At 37.5% G+C, this 23,089-nt stretch carries 15 protein-coding genes and 5 tRNA genes; 2 read left to right on the forward strand and 18 right to left on the reverse strand.

Going from position 1 to position 23,089, the window contains the following annotated elements:
• Positions 1 to 4,623 (reverse strand): beta strand repeat-containing protein (locus DDY94_RS11665; RefSeq protein ID WP_111684304.1); only part of this gene is annotated, 4,623 nt, incomplete at its 3' end.
• Positions 4,624 to 5,102: 479 nt separating this feature from the next.
• Between DDY94_RS11665 and DDY94_RS11670 the strand changes: the two genes are divergently transcribed.
• Together DDY94_RS11670 and DDY94_RS11675 are read left to right on the forward strand one after the other, a co-directional pair.
• The gene (locus DDY94_RS11670) at positions 5,103 to 6,692 is read left to right on the forward strand and encodes a peptide chain release factor 3 (protein ID WP_111684305.1); all 1,590 of its coding nucleotides are present in this window, start codon (positions 5,103 to 5,105) and stop codon (positions 6,690 to 6,692) included.
• Between the two features lie 141 nt (positions 6,693 to 6,833).
• The gene (locus tag DDY94_RS11675) at positions 6,834 to 7,064 is read left to right on the forward strand and encodes a (4Fe-4S)-binding protein (RefSeq protein WP_111684306.1); all 231 of its coding nucleotides are present in this window, start codon (positions 6,834 to 6,836) and stop codon (positions 7,062 to 7,064) included.
• A gap of 646 nt (positions 7,065 to 7,710) precedes the next feature.
• Here the strand turns inward: DDY94_RS11675 and DDY94_RS11680 are convergent.
• The 17 genes from DDY94_RS11680 to DDY94_RS11760 form a co-directional block, all read right to left on the reverse strand.
• The gene (locus DDY94_RS11680; protein ID WP_111684307.1) at positions 7,711 to 8,028 is read right to left on the reverse strand and encodes a DUF3467 domain-containing protein; all 318 of its coding nucleotides are present in this window, start codon (positions 8,026 to 8,028) and stop codon (positions 7,711 to 7,713) included.
• 94 nt (positions 8,029 to 8,122) lie between these two features.
• On the reverse strand, positions 8,123 to 12,424 hold the full coding sequence (rpoC, locus tag DDY94_RS11685) for a DNA-directed RNA polymerase subunit beta' (RefSeq protein WP_111684308.1): 4,302 nt from the start codon (positions 12,422 to 12,424) through the stop codon (positions 8,123 to 8,125).
• Positions 12,425 to 12,499: 75 nt separating this feature from the next.
• Positions 12,500 to 16,312 carry a DNA-directed RNA polymerase subunit beta gene (gene rpoB / locus DDY94_RS11690; RefSeq protein ID WP_111684309.1) on the reverse strand — a complete coding sequence of 1,271 codons (3,813 nt, stop codon included), beginning with the start codon at positions 16,310 to 16,312 and terminating at the stop codon, positions 12,500 to 12,502.
• 121 nt (positions 16,313 to 16,433) lie between these two features.
• Positions 16,434 to 16,811 (reverse strand): 50S ribosomal protein L7/L12, encoded by a 378-nt coding sequence (gene rplL, locus DDY94_RS11695; protein ID WP_111684310.1) that lies wholly within the window; start codon positions 16,809 to 16,811, stop codon positions 16,434 to 16,436.
• 59 nt (positions 16,812 to 16,870) lie between these two features.
• Positions 16,871 to 17,392 carry a 50S ribosomal protein L10 gene (gene rplJ / locus DDY94_RS11700; RefSeq protein ID WP_111684311.1) on the reverse strand — a complete coding sequence of 174 codons (522 nt, stop codon included), beginning with the start codon at positions 17,390 to 17,392 and terminating at the stop codon, positions 16,871 to 16,873.
• 21 nt (positions 17,393 to 17,413) lie between these two features.
• Positions 17,414 to 18,103, reverse strand: a complete 690-nt coding sequence (gene rplA / locus DDY94_RS11705) for a 50S ribosomal protein L1 (RefSeq protein WP_111684312.1) — start codon at positions 18,101 to 18,103, stop codon at positions 17,414 to 17,416.
• A 10-nt stretch (positions 18,104 to 18,113) separates the two neighbouring features.
• The gene (gene rplK / locus DDY94_RS11710; RefSeq protein WP_111684313.1) at positions 18,114 to 18,554 is read right to left on the reverse strand and encodes a 50S ribosomal protein L11; all 441 of its coding nucleotides are present in this window, start codon (positions 18,552 to 18,554) and stop codon (positions 18,114 to 18,116) included.
• 68 nt (positions 18,555 to 18,622) lie between these two features.
• Complete coding sequence (gene nusG, locus DDY94_RS11715; protein WP_111684314.1) at positions 18,623 to 19,168, reverse strand: transcription termination/antitermination protein NusG; 546 nt, start codon at positions 19,166 to 19,168, stop codon at positions 18,623 to 18,625.
• Positions 19,169 to 19,186: 18 nt separating this feature from the next.
• A complete protein-coding gene (gene secE, locus DDY94_RS11720) occupies positions 19,187 to 19,381 on the reverse strand; it encodes a preprotein translocase subunit SecE (RefSeq protein ID WP_111684315.1) in 195 nt (64 codons plus the stop codon).
• An 88-nt stretch (positions 19,382 to 19,469) separates the two neighbouring features.
• Positions 19,470 to 19,542 (reverse strand) — tRNA-Trp (locus DDY94_RS11725).
• A 62-nt stretch (positions 19,543 to 19,604) separates the two neighbouring features.
• Positions 19,605 to 20,792, reverse strand: coding sequence for an elongation factor Tu (gene tuf / locus DDY94_RS11730; RefSeq protein WP_111684316.1), 1,188 nt, complete (start codon positions 20,790 to 20,792; stop codon positions 19,605 to 19,607).
• Between the two features lie 65 nt (positions 20,793 to 20,857).
• Positions 20,858 to 20,929 (reverse strand) — tRNA-Thr (locus tag DDY94_RS11735).
• Positions 20,930 to 21,042: 113 nt separating this feature from the next.
• Positions 21,043 to 21,115, reverse strand: a tRNA-Gly gene (locus tag DDY94_RS11740).
• A gap of 199 nt (positions 21,116 to 21,314) precedes the next feature.
• Positions 21,315 to 21,397: transfer RNA gene (locus DDY94_RS11745), tRNA-Tyr, on the reverse strand.
• Between the two features lie 178 nt (positions 21,398 to 21,575).
• Positions 21,576 to 21,649, reverse strand: a tRNA-Thr gene (locus DDY94_RS11750).
• 109 nt (positions 21,650 to 21,758) lie between these two features.
• Positions 21,759 to 22,067 (reverse strand): HPF/RaiA family ribosome-associated protein, encoded by a 309-nt coding sequence (locus DDY94_RS11755; RefSeq protein WP_111684317.1) that lies wholly within the window; start codon positions 22,065 to 22,067, stop codon positions 21,759 to 21,761.
• Between the two features lie 72 nt (positions 22,068 to 22,139).
• On the reverse strand, positions 22,140 to 23,030 hold the full coding sequence (locus DDY94_RS11760) for a tyrosine-type recombinase/integrase (protein WP_111684318.1): 891 nt from the start codon (positions 23,028 to 23,030) through the stop codon (positions 22,140 to 22,142).
• Positions 23,031 to 23,089: the final 59 nt, after the last annotated feature.

Genomic DNA, 23,089 nt, shown 5'->3' on the forward strand with positions numbered 1-23,089 from the left:
GGTATAGGTGATCTCATCGCCTACACTTGCACCTGCAGGACCTACATCTGTAGTGATCGCTGCGGTCTTGGTAAGTTCTATAGATGGGTTCTGTGCAATTGCAAATGGCGTAACATCATTTGTAGTATCACCATCATTATTGTCTCCATTAACTGCATCAATATCTGGAGTCTCAACAGTTTCAGGATCAGTAACTGCAGAACCATCTGAGGCTGTTCCTGTATCTGAAGTATCTGTTATATCATCTGCAGTATTTCCGGTATTACCACCTGGAACTTCAGCAACAACTGATGCCGAATTTTCAACACCACTGGCGTCGATATCCGCCTGAACAACCGTATAAGAAGCTGAACAGGTTGTACTTGCTCCTGGTGCTAAACTTGAATCTATACAAGTTACTGTTCCAACGACAGGATCCGTAACTACAATATTTGATAAGGTTTCGTCACCAGTATTTGTTACAGTAAATGAATAATTAATAACATCGTCTAATAAACCTGGAGCACCTGCTGAAGTAACACTCGCTACACTTTTAATCAAACTAATACTACAGCTAGCAGAATTTAATACAATTGGAGTAATCGCCACCTCTGAACATGTTGGCGTTCCTGTATATCTCACTGCTGGAGTATATGAGCCTGGTGTCAATCCGGTAAAAATCGGACTAGCCTGGAAAGGACCTGCAAGGCCATTCACACTATATTCTAAAGCACCACCACCATTATCGGTTGCATCTATTGTTATAGAACCAAGATTGGTCAAACAATCAGGTTGTACAGATGACGTTGTTACATCGATTGTTGGTGGAGGAACGAAAAACGAAGGGTCGTAAATTATAAATGCCTTACCATCACCACCATCGCCACCAGTTGCCGCAGCACCTGATTGAGTAATTCTAATACCTTGGATATCTGTTCCTGAAGGTACTAAGGCTGTCAATGGGTAAATAGTTACAAAGACATCCTGATTGAAGTCCGTCTCAACTCCTGTATTTATGTAATTTGTAGGGTTTGCCAAAACTACATTTCCAAATGGAGTTAAAGTATTATCTAACGCTTGTACACTAAGCTCGTTATTACCGTTTCGTTCTGTGATAACGATATAACGGTTAGATGCAGAAGCGATTGGACTATTATAAATAAATTCGTTAAAATCGGTTGGGTCAATGGTATCATCCATTGATAAATAATGTCTTAGATCGTTTTCAGCATTTGCTGCAAGAAGAGCCGCATCATAAATCGCTGGTCCGTCCGCTACGGTAGCTACAACTGCCGTTTGATCTCTAATGAATTGACTTGATGCCAATGGTGTTGCATATTGATAATTCACATTGTTCGGCGCATAATATCCTGAGAATGGATTAGGTTGCCCTGCAACTGTAATTGAATTCAATATTGCTGGATCACCTTCGTTAATTCCACTATTAATGTCGAAAACAACATCACCACTCAAAAGAGCCGCTGTTGGGTTCCCTGGTGGAATTGTATCTGTACAATCATCATCACTACATTCAAAAGGTGCGGTAAACACGTTTGTATCTTCAAACGGACAAATGGCTTCATCTGAGAATGTTGCCGTTAATGATATCGCAGATCCATTCGAAGGTAAAACAACACCAACAAAAGTGTGAGGTGATGTTAAACCAACTGCTGAAACTGAAGCTGTTCCATCGCCAGATAAATCAAGAGTTCCAGAGCCAGGAGATAAATTAAACGTTACCGTAATATCTGCGGTGAACGTATCGTCATTAATGTTTGAAGGCGTACCATTGTCGTTACATACCGAAATATTGCTAGCTGAAATACTCAATAAATTACAACAAGCATCATCTAAAGTTATAGGGTTAATAGACACTTCCAAACAATCTGGACGCGACTGATATCTCACTGCAGGTGTGTATGTTGCTGGTCCTAAACCTGTAAAGGTTGGAGACAATTGCCAAGGACCTGCAGCACCATTAATACTGTATTCTATTATTCCTCCGCCATTATCTTGTGCATCGATCGTTATTGAACCTGTATTTGAAGGACATGTAGGTTGAATAGCTCCTGTACTGGTTAATATAGAAGGTGGTGGGATTAATGTTGCCGGGTCATACATTATGAATGCCTTACCGTCACCACCGTCGCCACCAGAACTGATGTAACTTAATCGAATTCCTTCAACCGGCGTACCCGCAGCGAAGAATGTTGTTAATGGATAAACAGCCATAAATACATTCTGACCAGATACGTTATCTGCTAATACACCAGTATCAAAATAGTCTGGTGTGTTTACTAACTGAGGTGAACCAACTAGAGTACCTCCGCCATCAATTGCTTGAATAGTTAAACGGTTATTTCCATTTCTTTCAGTTATGACGATATATCTGTTAGCCGCAGCAGTTAAAGGTGTGTTGTAATAATACTCTACGAAGTCTGAATTTGTAATTGTATTATCTAAAGCTAAATAATGTGTGAGATCTCTGTCTCTATTTGCTTCTAGAACCGCAGATTCGAAAGCTGCTGTTCCGATAGTAATATCTGAAGTTATAATATTTTGATCTCTGATAAATTGACTTGTTGCAGCCTCATTTACAAAATTGTAATTCACCTGACTTGGTGGATATAATTCAGTAAAAGCATTAGGTTCGCCAGCAACTGAAATAGAATTTAAGACAGCACCTGATGAACCACCAGGACCAGTAATACTTGTTGTAATATCTGTACCCGGAATTGGACCTGTTGGACTTCCCGAAGGAATAACATCAAGACAATCTGTATTATCAACTAAGGTTAAATCGAACGGAGGTGTAGATTGACATATTGGAGAAAAGGACGCAACGATTTGAGTATAATCCCCGGCATCTAAACCTGATATTACTACATTCCCACTACCGTCGGAAGTTATAGATGCGCTTACTGGCACACCATCATCTAAATAATCAATTGTATAATTATTATTTGGCAATAATCCTTCTAAGGTTATACTTCCGTCTGAAGCACCAATAAAAGTAGGATTAGTTACTACAGAATTTGAAATTGTTACAAAATCAGAAGGATCTGAGGTTGTTGTGTTTGATAAAACAAGTTTTTGATTAGGCAATGTATTTGGGATAACATTTCTATAGACAATAGTTCTTGGGGAACCTCCTAAATCATCAACGAAAGAAACAACAACGCGATAGTATTCACTGGCTCCAAGAGGCAATCCAAATTTAACAACAGAACTATTCTGGGAACCGTGTCCTGAAGCACCATTGAATTCTCTAATACCACTTAGGACGTTACCAGCGCAATCCGTAAGGTAAATTGTGGCACCTAAAGCTGGTCTAGTGCCAGTACCACCTGTTGTCGTATTGTCGAATAAAACTTCTACATCCAAATAATCTGTATCAGTAAATGTATTTTCCCACAATTGATTTGCACCGCCTGTAACTGCAACATACAAATCTAAATCGCCATCATTATCTATATCGATAAATTCTGCAGCTTCTCCATTGGCATTAACATTTATTCCTAAGTTATCTGAAGAAAAACTAAAGTTTCCTGCTCCTGTGGAAGTATTTAATAGCAAAAATGATGTACCACTATCGTTAGTTAAAAATAAGTCCACTAACCCATCATGATTGATATCACCTTGAGTTACTCCATCGACATCTGAAGTATTTGGCAAAGCTGTAAGACCTCCACCATCATTGGTGACAGTAACTGATGCTATTGCAAAATTCCCTGAACCAGTTCCAGTTTGCTCAATTAAAATTGTTGCATCATTATTAGTAGAAAAGTCAGTCCATATGGCATCAAAGTCTCCATCATTATCGAAATCCGCCCAAACGACACCACCTTTATTACCATTGGATGCGTCAAAATTTAATCCATAAAAAGGTGTGTAAGAGCCATCACCGTTGCCTGCATATATATCTGCTTCAGCAGGAGTACTTGCTGTACCATCTCGTCGGATGGCAATATCGACAAATCCATCATTATTATAATCAACGGCAGCACCATAGTCTCCAAAGCCACCCGTAGCTGTAAAGCCTGAAGTCGCACCTGGTACCAAGGTAAAAATACCTGTGCCATCATTATCAAAAAGTAAAATATTGGTATTATTATCAACAATTATATCTAAATATCCATCACCATCTGAATCAATCCAAGTCGCAAATTCTGTAGAGCTAAAACCAGTAAGTGCTGGTCTGCCACCAACTGCAGCTCCTCCTTGCTGCCATAGAGTAAAGGTACCTGTACCATCATTAGCAAAAATGTATAAATTATTCCCCGTGCCCGATGCAACTAGAAGATCTAGGTCTCCATCATTATCCATATCGCCAGCCGTGACCTGTCTGATTCTAGCATCTAATCCAGAAAAAACTCCATTATTAGTAAATGTCCCAACTGGACCTTGAAGTTGAATAAATAACTGACCGCCACTGCTGTGGTTGCCCAAAGCTGCATCTAGTAAGCCGTCACCGTTAAAGTCACCAAAAGTAAAGCCTCCTTCAATCGTTCCACCAAGATCTAGATTTGTTGGGGTATTAAGAGAAAATGACTGTGCATTCAAAAAGTTAATAGAAATGAAAAATAATGCTAACACTGTGGTAGTAACAATATTTCGAACAGAGAATCGGGTAGAGATTTTCATATGGTTAAATAGTTGATGTATAATTCAATTTTGTGCACTGAACAATTTATACAATTATCGATTAAATGCAAATATATTCGATAAACTGTAATAAACAAATTTTTTAAGTAAGAATTTCAGTACTAAAGAATTGCCAATGCCTTTAAACTATGACACAGCCACATCTAAAATGTCACCAAAAACGAGTTGTATGTTCCTATTGAATTAAAAAAAGAAGAGATTGGCTATTAATCAACTTCATTTGTAGAAAAAAAACTTGTGATTTGGGACTATCTAACATGGTCATTTAATACTTAACATTATTACTAATTCTCATGCATGCGAAAAATACTCATAGAATTCTTATTCTAACTAATTATTCGATGAATTGACAAATATTCCCTTCAAGCTTAAATTAAGCCTTCAATTTGAATAATATTCGCAGAAATGAAACATAATACTACTGATTGTTTTAATTTTGCAATTCTCAAAAAAATAAAATGAGTTTTAATTCAGAAATTGAAAGACGTCGAACCTTCGGGATTATATCCCATCCAGATGCAGGTAAAACTACCTTGACGGAGAAACTGTTACTCTTTGGTGGCGCTATTCAGGAGGCAGGTGCTGTAAAAAGTAATAAAATCAAAAAGGGTGCTACAAGTGATTTCATGGAAATTGAAAGACAGCGTGGTATATCAGTTGCTACTTCAGTTTTGGCATTTGAATATAACGGCATCAAAATCAACATTTTGGATACACCAGGGCATAAGGATTTTGCTGAAGATACCTTTAGAACTCTCACGGCTGTTGACAGTGTTATTGTAGTGATCGATGTCGCTAAAGGTGTTGAGGAACAGACCGAAAAACTGGTTGAAGTTTGTCGTATGCGAAACATCCCCATGATCGTATTTATAAACAAACTCGATCGCGAAGGTAAGGATGCTTTTGACCTTCTAGACGAAGTAGAACAAAAGTTAGGCTTAAGGGTTACTCCTCTTAGTTTTCCTATTGGCATGGGCTACGACTTTAAGGGCATTTACAATATTTGGGAAAAGAATGTCAACTTATTTAAAGGTGAAAGCAAACAACATATAAATGATACCGTAGAAATTTCGGATTTAAATTCTGAAGAACTCGATAAACTGGTTGGTGATTCTGCTGCTCAAACACTTAGAGATGAAATCGAATTGGTAGAAGGTATCTATCCTGAATTCGATAAAGAAGCTTATTTAAAGGGCGAACTGCAACCCGTATTCTTTGGGTCAGCTTTGAATAATTTTGGTGTACGTGAATTATTAGACTGCTTTATAGAAATTGCTCCAAAACCACGCGCTAAGCAAAGTGACACTCGATTAGTAAAGCCTGACGAAAACAAGTTTACTGGATTTGTATTTAAGATTCATGCCAATATGGATCCTAATCACCGTAATCGATTGGCTTTTGTTAAGATCGTTTCAGGTGAATTCAAAAGAAATACGCCATACTTGCATGTAAGACATAATAAGAAATTTAAATTTTCGAGTCCGAATGCCTTTTTCGCTGAAAAGAAAGAAATCGTTGACATCTCTTATCCAGGTGATATTGTGGGGCTTCAGGATACAGGTAATTTTAAAATTGGTGATACGCTAACAGAAGGTGAAGTATTGAATTACAAAGGCATACCTAGTTTTTCACCTGAGCATTTTAGGTATATCAACAATGCCGACCCTATGAAGGCCAAGCAACTGTACAAAGGTATTGATCAGCTAATGGATGAAGGAGTTGCTCAGCTTTTTACACTCGATTACAACGGACGAAAAGTGATTGGAACGGTTGGAGCACTTCAGTATGAAGTAATTCAATACCGTCTAGAGCATGAGTATGGTGCTAAGTGCACATACGAAAACCTTAATGTTCATAAGGCTTGTTGGGTTCAGACCGATGATGAAAAGAGTGAAGAATACAAGGAATTTCTAAGGGTTAAGCAGCGTTATTTAGCTCGGGATAAGCAAAACCAGTTGGTTTTTCTGGCCGATTCTATGTTTTCACTTCAAATGTCGCAACAAAAATACCCGAGCATTACCTTCCATATGACTTCGGAATTTGAATAAAAACACTATGCATTTCATCGAAAAGCAGGTTTCAAAAACGTATTTTATCGATGTTATTTGCTTTTTGTCGATAATTTGATTATTCTTGAACATCAATTTCTACTTTGATTTAGAGATTAACCCCAAACTAATCTACTTATTATGGACTTAAATGCTAACGTTTTCAGTAATGAAGACATTACTGTAACCTACGATCCACGTTGTTGCGTTAATGCAGGTATTTGCGCTAGACAACTTTCCGATGTTTTTAGGAGTTCTGTAATTCCATGGATTGATTTAGATGGCGCTCACAATGATGCCATTATAAATCAAATTAAGAAATGCCCTTCGGGTGCTTTGAAGTTTCACCTTAACCAAAAGGATGTGGCCTAACGATTAGGTACTGAACCGTAAAATATAAACCCTTTGATAGTCTCAAAGGGTTTCTTTTTTATGCCCGTCCTGTCGGGCCAAAATTTAATGGAATCGGTGGTTGCTCATTGAAAACATTTCGAGAAACCTTTTAACGCTCAAATTATGCTTGTCCCGTCGGGCCAAAATTCAACGGAATTGGCGGTTGCTCATTGAAAACATTTCGAGCTACCTTTTAACGCTCGAATTATGCTTGTCCCGTTGGGCCAAAATTCAACGGAATTGGCGGTTGCTCATTGAAAACATTTCAAGCAACCTTTTAACGCTCGAATTATGCTTGTCCCGTCGGGCCAAAATTCAACGGAATTGGCGGTTGCTCATTGAAAACATTTCGAGCAACCTTTTGATACTCGAATTATGCTTGTCCCGTCGGGCCAAAATTCAACGGAATTGGCGGTTGCTCATTGAAAACATTTCGAGCAACCTTTTGATACTCGAATTATGCCTGTCCCGTCGGGCCAAAATTTAACGGAATTGGCGGTTGCTCAATGTAAACATTTCGCGCAACCTTTTGACGCTCGAATTATGCTTGTCCCGTCGGGCCAAAATTCAACGGAATTGGCGGTTGCTCATTGAAAACATTTCGAGCAACCTTTTGTTACTCGAATTATGCTTGTCCCGTCGGGCCAAAATTTAACGGAATTGGCGGTTGCTCGTAATCTTTGATTTCACCATGTGCATTTTCAAAACGTTTCACATTTTCTCCTAAAGCTTTTAATAAACGTTTAGCGTGTTGCGGTGTTAGAATTATTCTAGACTTCACCTTACTCTTTGGAGTACCAGGCATAATACTTACAAAGTCGACTACAAACTCCGACACAGAATGATTAATAATTGCCAAATTTGAATAAATCCCTTCAGCTACTTTTTCATCTAATTCTATATTGATCTGTCCTTTTTTTGGATTCTTTTTTTCCTCTGCCATAATATTTTATTTAAAGATTAAAAGCCTTCACACTTTATATTGTATGAAGGCTTTGTTTATGTAATTTCTGCCTTACCGACAGTTAAGATGAATTCTAGTTGAAATTCATCTCTTCTTTAGCTTTCATCATTTCATCAAACTCCTCTTTTGAACCTACGATAATATTGTCATAGTCTCTAACACCTGTACCTGCTGGTATTCTGTGTCCTACGATTACATTTTCTTTAAGTCCTTCAAGCGTATCTACTTTACCATTTACTGCTGCTTCATTAAGAACCTTAGTGGTTTCCTGGAAGGAAGCTGCTGAGATAAAGGATTTAGTTTGTAACGAAGCTCTTGTAATACCTTGTAAGATTGGCGTAGCCGTTGCTGGCTGTGCATCTCTAGCAGTTACAAGATTCTTGTCTTCTCTTCTTAAGATTGAATTTTCATCTCTTAGTTGTCTTACAGAAACGATCTGACCTGATTGTAAATTCTCAGAATCACCTGCATCCTCAATCACTTTCATTCCGAATATCTTATCATTCTCTTCGATGAAATCTGATTTATGAACAAGTTGGTTTTCTAAGAAAATAGTATCACCAGAATCCATGATCTTCACTTTACGCATCATCTGTCTTACCACAACTTCGAAGTGTTTATCATTGATCTTCACCCCTTGTAAACGATATACTTCTTGTACTTCATTCACTAAGTACTGCTGAACAGCAGATGGGCCTTTGATATTTAAGATATCGTTTGGTGTTACCGAACCATCAGATAATGGCATACCAGCTTTTACATAATCATTCTCTTGTACAAGGATCTGATTAGATAATTTAACTAGGTATTTCTTCACCTCACCTAATTTAGATTCGATGATGATCTCACGGTTACCACGCTTAATCTTACCAAATGATACAACACCATCGATCTCACTTACAACCGCTGGGTTAGATGGATTACGTGCTTCGAATAACTCAGTTACACGTGGAAGACCACCTGTAATATCACCAGCTTTTGCTGACTTACGTGGTATTTTAACTAAGATCTTACCGATATTAATTTCCTCACCATCATCGATCATTATGTGAGCACCTACTGGTAAGTTGTAAGAACGGATAGTTTCACCTTTCTTATCCTCGATCAATAATGTTGGAATCAATTTCTTGTTTCTAGATTCAGAAATAACTTTTTCTTGGAATCCTGTTTGCTCATCGATCTCTACCTGGTAAGTTACACCTTGCTCGATGTTTTCGTATCGTACTTTACCAGCAAATTCAGAAATAATTACACCATTGTAAGGATCCCACTGACAAATTACAGTGCCTGTCTTCACCTTAGCACCTGGTTTCACAAAAATGTGAGAACCATAAGGAATATTATTTGTACTTAAAACGATACCTGTTTTAGCATCAACTAATTTTAATTCTGAAGTTCTAGAGATAACAACATCTACTTCGTTACCTTCATTATCAGTAGTCTTAACAGTCTTAAGATCTTCGATCTCTGCAACACCATCAAACTTAACAACTAATTTGTTTTCTTCTGAAATGTTACCTGCAATACCACCTACGTGGAATGTACGTAAGGTAAGCTGTGTACCAGGCTCACCAATAGATTGAGCAGCAACTACACCAACAGCTTCACCACGTTGTACCATCTTACCAGTTGCAAGATTACGTCCGTAACACTTCACACAGATACCTTTCTTAGCTTCACATGTTAATGGTGAACGTACTTCAATTGACTCGATTGCAGAATCACCAATTTGTTTAGCGATAGCATCATCGATATGGCCACCAGCTTCAACAATTAGTTCTTCAGTATGTGGATCGTAAACATCATTTAGTGATGTTCTACCTACAATTCTAGCTTCTAGTTTTTCAACAACTTCTTCGTTTTTCTTAAGTGCTGAAACTTCAATACCACGTAATGTACCACAATCTTCTTCGTAAACGATAACATCTTGAGATACATCAACTAAACGACGTGTTAGGTAACCAGCATCCGCAGTTTTAAGAGCGGTATCTGCCAGACCTTTACGTGCACCGTGAGTTGAAATAAAGTACTCTAAAATTGAAAGACCTTCTTTAAAGTTAGATAAGATCGGGTTTTCAATAATCTCACCTCCACCAGCATTAGATTTTTTCGGCTTAGCCATCAAACCACGCATACCAGTTAACTGACGAATCTGTTCTTTCGAACCACGAGCTCCAGAATCTAACATCATAAATACTGAGTTAAATCCTTGTTGGTCTTCGCGGATACGCTTCATAGATAATTCAGTCAATTCGGCATTAGTAGATGTCCAAATATCAATAACCTGATTATATCTTTCGTTATTGGTAATAAGTCCCATATTATAGTTACCCATAATACCATCAACCTTTTTGTTGGCTGCATCGATCATTCCGTGTTTTTCTTCTGGAATAATGATATCCCCTAAGCTGAATGATAATCCACCTTGGAATGCGAACTTATATCCTAAAGTTTTAATCTCATCTAAGAATTCAGCAGTTTCAGGCACTGAAGTAACTTTCAGAATTTGACCGATGATATCTCTCAACGATTTCTTCGTTAATACTTCATTCACATAACCTGCTTTTTCTGGTACTTTTTCGTTGAAAAGTACACGACCTACAGTAGTTTCAATGATTTGAGTAGTCAACTCACCTTCTTCATTAAAGTCTTTTGTTCTTACTTTAATTCCGGCGTTAAGGTCAACCTTCTTCTCGTTGTAAGCAATAGTAACTTCCTCCGGAGAATAGAATGTTAAGCCTTCACCTTTTACTGTATAGTCTTTATCAGTTTTACGCAACTTGGTCATATAGTATAATCCGAGTACCATATCCTGAGAAGGAACGGTTACAGGAGAACCATTTGCAGGATTCAGAATGTTGTGAGACGCTAACATTAAAAGTTGCGCTTCCAAAATCGCTTCTGGTCCTAATGGTAAATGCACCGCCATCTGGTCACCATCGAAATCGGCATTAAATGCAGTACACACTAACGGGTGTAACTGAATTGCTTTACCTTCGATAAGCTTTGGCTGGAATGCTTGAATACCAAGTCTGTGTAATGTAGGAGCACGGTTTAGTAATACAGGATGTCCTTTAAGGACATTTTCTAAGATATCCCAAACTACAGGCTCTTTTCTATCTATAATCTTCTTCGCAGATTTTACAGTTTTTACAATACCTCTTTCAATTAATTTTCTAATAATGAAAGGCTTGTAAAGCTCTGCTGCCATATTCTTTGGCAATCCACATTCGAATAATTTTAATTCTGGTCCAACAACAATTACCGAACGCGCTGAATAATCAACACGCTTACCAAGTAAGTTCTGACGGAAACGACCTTGCTTACCTTTAAGCGAATCTGAAAGTGATTTTAATGGTCTGTTTGAATCCGTTTTAACTGCAGAAGACTTCCGAGTGTTATCGAATAATGAGTCTACAGACTCTTGAAGCATACGCTTTTCGTTACGTAAGATTACTTCAGGAGCTTTGATCTCTACTAAACGCTTCAAACGGTTATTACGAATAATAACACGACGGTAAAGGTCGTTAAGATCTGAAGTTGCGAAACGTCCACCATCTAATGGCACTAATGGTCTTAATTCTGGTGGAATTACAGGAATAGCCTTCATGATCATCCACTCTGGCTTATTCTCTCTGTTCTCGTTAGATTCTCTAAAGGCCTCAACAACTTGTAAACGCTTTAAAGCTTCAGTTTTACGTTGTTTAGATGTTTCGTTATTAGCACTGTGTCTAAGATCGTATGATAACTGATCTAAATCAATTCTTGCTAAAAGATCGATTAAACATTCAGCACCCATTTTAGCGATAAACTTGTTAGGGTCTGTATCTTCAAGGTATTGGTTTTCTTGTGGAAGAGTTTCAAGAATGTTTAAGTATTCTTCTTCTGTTAAGAAATCCATTTTTTGTACAGGCTCACCTTCAGCATTTACTGCACTACCTGGTTGGATAACTACATAACGCTCGTAGTAGATGATCATATCTAATTTCTTAGATGGTAATCCGAGTAAGTATCCAATTTTGTTTGGTAATGAACGGAAATACCAAATGTGTGCTACTGGCACTACTAAATTGATGTGACCTACTCTATCTCTACGAACTTTCTTTTCAGTTACCTCTACTCCACAACGGTCACAAACGATACCCTTGTAACGTATTCTTTTATATTTACCACAAGCACATTCGTAATCCTTTACAGGACCGAAAATACGCTCACAGAACAAACCATCACGCTCTGGTTTGTGTGTACGATAATTAATAGTCTCTGGCTTTAATACTTCGCCTCGTGAAGCTGCTAAAACAGATTCAGGTGACGCTAAACCGATTGAAATTTTGTTAAACTTCAGTACTGTATTCTTATCTTGTTTTCTTGCCATATTTCTTGAGTTTTCAGGGACAGTTTTCAGCCGCAGTAACTATTTACTGAGACTGAATACTGTTTACTGAATAATTTATTCTTCTAATCTAATATCTAATCCTAAACCTTTCAATTCGTGCATAAGTACGTTGAAAGATTCTGGTAGTCCTGGTTCTGGCATTGGCTCACCCTTAACGATAGCTTCGTAAGTTTTTGCTCTACCAATTACGTCATCTGATTTTACAGTTAAGATCTCTCGTAGAGTACTTGATGCACCGTATGCTTCAAGTGCCCATACCTCCATCTCACCAAAACGCTGTCCACCGAATTGTGCTTTACCACCAAGCGGCTGCTGTGTAATTAATGAGTAAGGTCCGATAGAACGTGCGTGCATCTTATCGTCGATCATATGACCAAGTTTGATCATATAGATAACACCAACTGTTGCTGGTTGATCGAAACGATCACCAGTTCCACCATCGTATAGATAAGTATGACCGAATCTTGGAATTCCTGCTTCATCAGTGTAGGCATTGATCTGGTCTAATGTAGCACCGTCAAAGATTGGTGTTGCATAGGTCTTACCAAGATCTTTACCAGCCCATCCTAATACAGTTTCATAGATCTGACCGATATTCATACGAGATGGTACACCAAGTGGATTCAATACGATATCAACTGGAGTTCCGTCTTCTAAGAATGGCATATCCTCTTGACGAACAATACGTGCCACGATACCTTTGTTACCGTGACGACCTGCCATCTTATCACCTACTTTCAGTTTACGTTTCTTAGCGATGTAAACTTTAGCAAGTTTAATGATCCCTGCTGGTAATTCATCACCAACCGAAATGGTGAATTTCTCACGTCTTAAAGATCCTTGAAGATCGTTCTCCTTGATCTTGTAATTGTGAATTAAGTCAGCAACAAGCTCATTAGTATGATCGTCAGTCGTCCATTTACCAGAAGTTAAATGCGTGTAATCATCAACAGCGTTTAACATCTTTAAGGTGTACTTCTTACCTCTAGGGATAATTTCTTCACCTAAATCATTATAAATACCCTGAGCTGTTTTACCATTTACAATTGCGAATAGTTTTTCAACTAAGATATTTTTAAGATCATCAAAACGGTTATCATAAGCATTTTCTAGTGCTTCGATATCTTCCTTATCCTGAGCTCTCTTACGTTTATCTTTTACTGCTCTCGCGAATAATTTTTTATCGATTACCACACCATTTAATGATGGAGACGCTTTTAATGATGCATCCTTAACATCACCTGCTTTATCACCGAAGATCGCTCTAAGAAGTTTTTCTTCTGGTGTTGGGTCAGACTCACCTTTTGGTGTGATCTTACCAATTAAGATATCACCCGGTTTGATTTCAGCACCAATACGAATCATACCATTTTCATCAAGGTCTTTAGTTGCCTCTTCAGAAACGTTTGGTATATCGTTGGTTAACTCTTCGTTACCTAGTTTTGTATCTCTTACTTCAAGTGAGTACTCATCGATATGAATAGATGTAAAGATATCATCGCGAACTACTTTCTCAGAAATTACGATCGCATCCTCAAAGTTATATCCTTTCCAAGGCATGAAGGCTACTTTCATGTTTCTACCAAGAGCAAGCTCTCCATTCTGTGTTGCGTAACCTTCACAAAGTACTTGTCCTTTAGTTACCTTATCACCTTTCTTAACGATAGGCTTTAAGTTGATAGACGTACCTTGATTTGTTTTTCTGAATTTCACTAATGGATATTCTTTCACATCGCTGTCAAAGCTTACCATTGCTTCTTCTTCAGTACGCTCGTATTTGATTACGATCTTATCAGCATCAACATATTCAACAACACCTTCGCCTTCTGCATTAATTAATACTCTAGAATCTGATGCTACCTGACGCTCTAAACCAGTACCAACGATTGGCGCTTCTGGTCTTAATAACGGTACTGCCTGACGCATCATGTTTGATCCCATCAGTGCACGGTTTGCATCATCATGCTCTAAGAATGGAATTAATGATGCTGAGATTGAAGCGATCTGGTTTGGCGCTACATCCGTATAGTTAACTCCAGTTGGTTCAATAACTGGGAAGTCACCTTCTTGACGAGCAATAACTTTATCGTGTATTATTTTTCCTTTACCATCAACTTCTACAGTTGCCTGAGCGATCATTTTCTCTTCCTCTTCTTCAGCGCTCAAGTAAGTCGGTGCATTTTTAATGTCAACAACTCCGTTTTCAACTTTTCTGTATGGTGTTTCGATGAATCCCATTGAATTTACTTTCGCATATACTGAAAGTGAAGAGATCAAACCAATGTTTGGACCTTCTGGTGTTTCAATTGGACATAAACGACCATAATGTGTATAGTGAACGTCACGAACCTCGAAACCAGCTCTTTCTCTTGAAAGTCCTCCTGGACCTAAAGCTGATAAACGACGTTTATGTGTAATCTCTGCTAATGGATTTGTTTGATCCATGAACTGAGACAATTGATTTGTTCCGAAGAAAGAATTAATAACTGAAGACAAGGTCTTAGCATTAATCAAATCGATTGGCGTAAATACTTCGTTATCACGAACATTCATACGCTCACGAATGGTACGCGCCATACGTGCTAAACCAACACCAAACTGAGATGATAACTGCTCACCTACTGTACGTACACGACGGTTAGATAAGTGATCGATATCATCAATCTCTGCTTTAGAGTTGATTAACTCAATTAAATATTTGATGATGGTAATGATATCTTCTTTGGTAAGTACTTGCTTATCCATTCCGATATCTAAACCTAATTTTTTGTTCATTCTGTAACGACCTACCTCACCTAAAGAGTAACGTTGGTCTGAGAAGAATAACTTGTCAATTATTCCACGTGCTGTTTCCTCATCTGGCGGTTCAGCATTACGTAATTGGCGATAGATATGTTCAACAGCTTCTTTTTCAGAGTTTGTTGGATCTTTTTGTAATGTATTGTGAATGATAGCGTAGTCACCTTGCTGAGCACTTTCTTTGTGTAGAAGAATAGTCTTCACTTCAGCTTCTAGGATCTCTTCGATATTGTCTTTATCAACAATGGTGTCGCGATCTAGTACGATCTCATTACGCTCAATAGATACTACTTCACCAGTATCTTCATCCACGAAATCTTCGTGCCATGTGTTAAGTACACGTGCCGCTAACTTACGACCGATTACTTTTTTCAAGCCAGTTTTAGAAACTTTCACCTCTTCTGCGAGGTCGAAGATCTCTAAGATATCTTTATCACGTTCGAAACCAATTGCACGGAAAAGCGTCGTTACAGGTAACTTTTTCTTTCTGTCAATGTAAGCGTACATAACGCTATTGATATCCGTAGCAAATTCAATCCAAGATCCTTTAAAAGGAATTACTCTAGCAGAATATAACTTGGTTCCATTGGCGTGGAATGATTGGCTAAAGAATACACCTGGAGATCTGTGTAATTGAGATACAACAACACGTTCTGCACCATTGATACAGAAGGTTCCGCTAGGCGTCATATATGGGATTGTACCTAAATATACATCCTGAACGATAGTTTCGAAATCTTCGTGCTCCGGATCGGTACAGTATAATTTTAATCTTGCTTTTAAGGGTACGCTATACGTTAATCCTCTCTCGATACATTCTTCGATCGTATACCTTGGTGGATCAATGAAATAGTCTAAAAATTCCAACACGAATTGGTTTCGTGTGTCGGTAATTGGAAAGTTCTCCATGAAGGTGTTGTATAAACCTTCGTTACCTCTTTCCTCTGATTTTGTTTCTAATTGGAAAAAATCCTGGAAGGATTTTATTTGGATATCCAAAAAGTCTGGGTAATCTGTTCTATTTACAATAGAAGAGAAATTAATTCTTTCAGCCTTATTTGCTTGCATTGATGAACGAGATTTTTATTAAAAAAACTAAAATATGTATATAACGTTTATATACACAAAAGGGTTTAGGTCTTAGAGAACTACTCCAGACCTAAACCATATGTTGTAGGTTAAGCTGAGCTTACTTAAGCTCAACCTCAGCTCCAGCTTCTTCTAAAGAAGATTTTAAGCCTTCAGCTTCGTCTTTAGAAACACCTTCTTTAATTGTACTTGGTGCTTCATCAACTAATCCTTTTGCATCTTTTAAGCCTAAACCAGTTAATTCCTTAACTAATTTTACAACTGCTAATTTAGAAGCACCTGCTGCTTTTAATACTACATCAAATTCTGTCTTTTCTTCAGCGGCTTCACCACCTCCAGCAGCACCACCTGCAGCAACTGCAACTGCAGCAGCAGCTGGCTCAATGCCATACTCATCTTTTAATATAGTAGCTAATTCGTTAACTTCTTTAACTGTTAAGTTAACTAATTGTTCTGCGAAATCTTTTAAATCTGCCATTTTTTCTATTGTTTTAATGTGTGTGTTTTATAATAATTTTTAAAGTGTGTTTTCTTTGATTATCCTTCTCTTTCGGATAATGTTTTTACAATGCCTGCTATTGTTCCTCCACCAGACTTAAGTGCTGAAATAACATTCTTAGCAGGAGATTGTAATAATGTGATAATTTCTCCAAGAAGTTCTTCTTTCGACTTAATATCTACTAAAGTATCTAATAGATCGTCACCAATGTAAATAGCTTCTTCAATGAAAGCACCTTTTAATAAAGGCTTTTCAGATTTTTTACGAAACTCCTTAATTACTTTGGCTGGAGCATTACCTGTTTCAGAGTACATTACTGAAGTATTACCTTTTAGAGTTGTTGGTAATTCACCGAAATCTTTTTCCGATGCTTCCATTGCTTTTTCTAAAAGTGTATTCTTTACTACAGCTAACTTAATGTTAGACTTGAAACACGCTCTTCTTAAATTTGAAGTTGTTGCTGCATCTAATCCAGAAATATCTGTTAAATAGATATTTGTATTATCTGCTAATTGCGCAGTTAACTCTTCAATTACTAGGGATTTTTCTTCTCTTGTCATAATATTTTAAAGTTTAACTACTTAACTAATTTTTGTATCTACAGGAATACTTGGACTCATTGTACTTGACATGTAAATACTCTTTACATAAGTACCTTTAGCAGCAGTTGGTTTTAACTTCATTAACGTTGTTAAAAGTTCGTTAGCATTGCCTACCAATTTTTCAGCACTAAAAGATGCTTTACCTATTGGCGCATGAACGATACCCGTTTTATCAACTTTGAAATCTATTTTACCAGCTTTTACTTCGCTAACAGCTTTACCAATATCCATGGTTACTGTTCCTGTCTTTGGATTCGGCATAAGACCTCTTGGCCCTAATACTCTACCTAATGGTCCTAACTTACCCATAACGCTTGGCATTGTAACGATAACGTCAACGTCAGTCCAACCGTCTTTAATTTTTTGTAAGTATTCGTCTAACCCAACATAATCAGCACCAGCTTCTTTAGCTTCTGCTTCTTTATCTGGAGTTACTAATGCAAGAACCTTCATGTCTTTACCTGTACCATGTGGTAAAGAAACTACTCCACGTACCATTTGATTGGCTTTACGCGGATCTACACCTAATCTTACTGCTAAATCTACTGAAGCATCAAACTTAGTGTATGTGATTTCTTTTAGTAAAGCTGAAGCTTCTTCTAAAGAGTAAAGTTTGTTTCTATCAACTTTAGCTCTTGCTTCTTTTTGCTTCTTTGTTAATCTTGCCATTTCTGAAATTTTAGTTTGGAGCTTCACCTCCTTTAACAGTGATACCCATCGATCTTGCTGTTCCAGCTACCATTTTCATAGCTGAACCGATTTCGAATGCATTTAAATCTTGCATCTTGTCTTCAGCAATTGCTCTAACTTGATCCCAAGTTACTTTTGCTACTTTACGTCGGTTAGGTTCTCCAGATCCTTTCTTTACTTTGGCCGCTTCTAATAATTGCACTGCTGCTGGTGGTGTTTTGATTACAAATTCAAAAGATTTGTCTTTGTAAACAGAGATCACAACAGGTAAAACTTTACCTGGTTTATCTTGGGTTCTAGCATTAAACTGCTTACAGAACTCCATGATGTTAACTCCAGCGGCACCTAAAGCGGGTCCAACCGGTGGCGATGGATTCGCAGCACCTCCCCGAACTTGTAACTTAACTACTTTGTCTAGTTCTTTTGCCATTTTTAAAAATTTAGTGCGTTTTTCTATTTTGGAAGCTTAGATTAACGCTATCTTAATTGTAACAATTATTATAATTTTTCAACTTGCATATAGCTCAGTTCTAATGGTGTCTTTCTTCCGAAGATTTTCACCATAACCTCTAGCTTACGCTTTTCTTCAAATATCTTTTCGATAGTACCATCAAATCCATTGAATGGTCCATCGATCACTTTTACAGTTTCTCCTTTAGTAAATGGAATTGCAATATTTGCATCTGCTTCAATCGCCAACTCATCTACTTTTCCTAACATTCTGTTTACTTCAGATTGTCTTAATGGAACAGGGTCACCGCCTTTTGTTTCGCCTAAAAATCCGATTACGTTTGTAATAGATTTAATAATGTGTGGAATTTCTCCACTCAAATTGGCTTGTATCATAATGTAACCTGGGAAATAAACTTTTTCTTTGTTTATTTTCTTACCGTTACGAATTTGAATCACTTTTTCAGTCGGTACTAAAACCTGATCTACATAATCTTCTAATCCCAATCTTGAGATTTCATTTTCTATGTAAGTCTTGATCTTGTTTTCTTGACCGCTTACTGCTCTAACAACATACCATTTTTTGTCTGACATCTTCTTCCCTAATATTTGTTAGCCTAATATATCGAAATACGCCTTCACTGCTCTACTAAACACAGTGTCCACTCCCCAAATAGCTAGAGAAAAAATAATTGAAAAAACTGCAACAAGAACCGTTAAGCGTTGAGCTTCTGGCCAAGGTGTCCATGACACATGGTTTTTCAACTCTGCGAATGATTCTTTAATGTATGTTATTAATCCTGCCATTTGTATTTAATTTTTGGTTGTTTATTAACCTTTTTTGTTAGCGCTTCAGATGTTAAGACTTAATGTCGTCTTGTTATCCTTCGCTTCGCACGGGTTGCGAGACTCGAACTCACGACACCTGGTTTTGGAGACCAGTGCTCTACCAACTGAGCTAAACCCGTAAACAACAATCAAGGCATCCCGAATTTTCGGGACACCTTTAATTGCCTATTTAATTGTTTGTTTAGTCTAAAATTTCAGTTACCTGACCAGCACCAACTGTTCTACCACCTTCACGGATAGCGAAACGTAAACCTACGTTCATTGCAATTGGTTGAATCAAGTCAACAGTAATTGTAAGGTTATCACCTGGCATTACCATTTCAACGCCATCTGGAAGAGAAATATTTCCAGTTACGTCAGTTGTACGTACGTAGAACTGTGGACGATAGTTGTTGTGGAATGGTGTGTGACGACCACCTTCTTCTTTCTTAAGGATATAAACCTCAGCTTTGAATTTTTGGTGAGGAGTTACAGATCCTGGCTTAGTAATTACCATACCTCTAGAGATTTGAGTTTTCTCAATACCTCTTAATAAGATACCAGCGTTATCACCAGCTTCACCTCTATCTAAGATTTGACGGAACATTTCGATACCAGTAATAGTAGATGTTAATTTCTCAGCACCCATACCGATAATCTCAACTGGGTCACCAGTGTTAGCAACACCTGTTTCAATACGACCAGTTGCTACAGTACCACGACCAGTAATTGAGAATACGTCTTCGATAGGCATTAAGAAAGGCTTATCCATATCACGTACTGGCTCTTCGATCCACTCGTCAACACTCTTCATTAATTCTAATACTGTGTCTACCCACTTTTGCTCACCGTTAAGTGCACCTAAAGCAGAACCAGCAATTACAGGACCATTATCACCATCGTACTCATAGAATGATAATAAATCTCTGATTTCCATTTCTACTAACTCTAATAGCTCTTCGTCATCTACCATATCCACTTTGTTCATGAATACAACGATACGAGGAATACCTACCTGACGACCAAGTAAGATGTGCTCACGAGTTTGTGGCATAGGACCATCAGTTGCAGCAACAACTAAGATAGCACCATCCATTTGAGCAGCACCAGTAACCATGTTCTTTACGTAATCCGCGTGACCTGGACAGTCAACGTGAGCGTAGTGACGGTTAGCTGTTTGATATTCTACGTGAGATGTATTAATTGTAATACCTCTTTCTTTCTCTTCTGGTGCGTTATCGATCTGATCGAAATCTTTAGCTTCAGATAAACCTGCATCAGCTAATACTTTAGTAATAGCCGCAGTTAAAGTTGTCTTACCGTGATCTACGTGTCCAATAGTACCAATGTTTAAGTGTGGTTTTGAACGATCAAAAGTTGCCTTTGCCATTTTTAATTTATTTAATCTTATTTAATATTAGTGTTCAATTTTTATTCTTCAATCTCAAAATTTAGAGCCAACGACGAGATTTGAACTCGTGACCTCTTCCTTACCAAGGAAACGCTCTACCCCTGAGCTACGCCGGCTAATAATTTACGACTGCCGACCTTAGATCTACGATTCGCAAACCGAAATTCGTAATTCGTAAATTCTTTAAGCGGGTGATCTCGCTTTTCGGCGTGACGACATTCCGCTTTTGAGCGGGAGACCGGGTTCGAACCGGCGACATTCAGCTTGGAAGGCTGACGCTCTACCAACTGAGCTACTCCCGCATTTATAATTAAGTCTCCTTAATTAATGGTATTCAATATTTCAAGGATGTGGATTACCTTACACAGTTCGGTGATCCCTGAAGGTTTCTTTAGGATTATTCGCTTCGCTCATGATCCTTTAAGATGCCCTTCAAACAAAAATTCAAGCTGCAAATTTACGAAAGCTAGCTTTCGACATTCGCTATTTTGAATTTTTTTGTGGGGAGAGCAGGATTCGAACCTGCGAAGTTAAAAAACAACAGAGTTACAGTCTGTCCTCGTTGGCCGCTTGAGTATCTCCCCAAATATTTTCAAATAACATACTCAAACTTTTCGTTTGAGGCTCCTAATTTCTTAGGAATTCAGAGCCGATAGAGGGACTCCCTTCGACTTCGCTCAGGATAAACTTCTCGTCCCAAAACCTGTATTTTAAACATTAAAGTTTGTACAGATTCTCCTGATGCATTTTCAAAATTTCAAGAGCCGATAGAGGGACTCGAACCCACGACCTGCTGATTACAAATCAGCTGCTCTAGCCAGCTGAGCTATATCGGCTTTTTGTTCCTTATTTACAGTCAAATTGAACCATAAAAAAGTCCGCTATTTCTAACGGACTGCAAATGTAGTGTTTTATTTTTTTAATCAAAACATTTTTGAAATATTTTTAAGCCTTTGTTCTAGCTCTTAATTTTTGCTTTCGCTTTTTTATTTGTCTTTCTAAAGATGCTATTGCTATATCAGCTCCTTCCTCAAATGTTTTACATTGTTTTTTAACCACAAAACTGTCACCTGGTACAAGCACTTTAGCTTCAAAAACCTTGTTTTCTTTATCGCTTGTGTTTTCAACCTTCAAATATACATTAGACTGAATGATCTTATCGTAAAATAGATCTAACTTATCCATTCGTTTTTGAATGAAATCAATCAACTTTCGGTCTGCTGTGAAATTAACGGATTGGGTGTTTACTTTCATACATTGATTTTTAAAGTTAAACATTTGTATTGACTTGGTCTCAATACTTCAATTTGGTGTTAAGGTTAGTTCTTAACGTCTATTTCTTGGATGCGATTTAGCGTACACTTTTTTTAATTCTGCTATACTATTGTGCGTGTATACTTGTGTAGCGGCTAAACTGGTATGTCCAAGAAGTTCTTTTACTGCATTTAAGTCTGCGCCTTCATTTAAAAGATGAGTTGCAAATGAGTGCCTTAATACATGTGGACTACATTTTGCCTTTGAAGATGCTTTACTAAAATACTTATTTATTATTCGGTAAACAAGCATTTCGTAAATTTTTAAACCTTTCTTTGTTAATAGTAAGAATTCCTTGTCATTAATAATTGGTAACTCATTTCTGAAGTTTAAATAACTATTTATGGTACCCGTTAATGTTTCAATCAAAGGGATATAGCGCTCCTTATTTCGCTTTCCTAGTACTTTTATTTGATTGTTACTAAAATCTATATCTGACAGTTTAAGATTTACTAATTCAATTCGTCTAATGCCAGTTGCATAAAATAACTCAATAATTAGTTGATCTCGCGCGCTTTCAAAATCGTTTATTTCAATTGCAGTCTCGAGAACTTGTTTTAATTCTTGTTCAGAAAATGGCAACTGCACTTTTTTCCCAACCTTGAGTGCCTTATGTCGTTTTAAAGGGTTTGATTCTAAATCGCCTACTTTCTGAAGAAACTTATAATAAGAATTGAGCGACGATATTTTCCTGTTTATGGTTCTATTAGAAACTCCACTATTGACAAGTTCAACAATCCATTGTCTTATTTCTGGATAATTAACTTTATCTAGTGATTCTGAATCGTATGTCTCATTCAGAAATTCTTGAAACATCTCCAAATCTCTCTGATAGGCCAATACGGTATGCTTAGAATAATTTTTCTCTAGGGATAAATAATCTGAAAATGCGCTTAAACTCATAATTCTTCTTCAGAATAAATATAACCTTTTTTGAAACAAACAAAAAATCCTGCACGAAG

This window comes from Winogradskyella tangerina (genome assembly GCF_003260205.1).
In the GTDB taxonomy this organism is placed as follows: domain Bacteria; phylum Bacteroidota; class Bacteroidia; order Flavobacteriales; family Flavobacteriaceae; genus Winogradskyella; species Winogradskyella tangerina.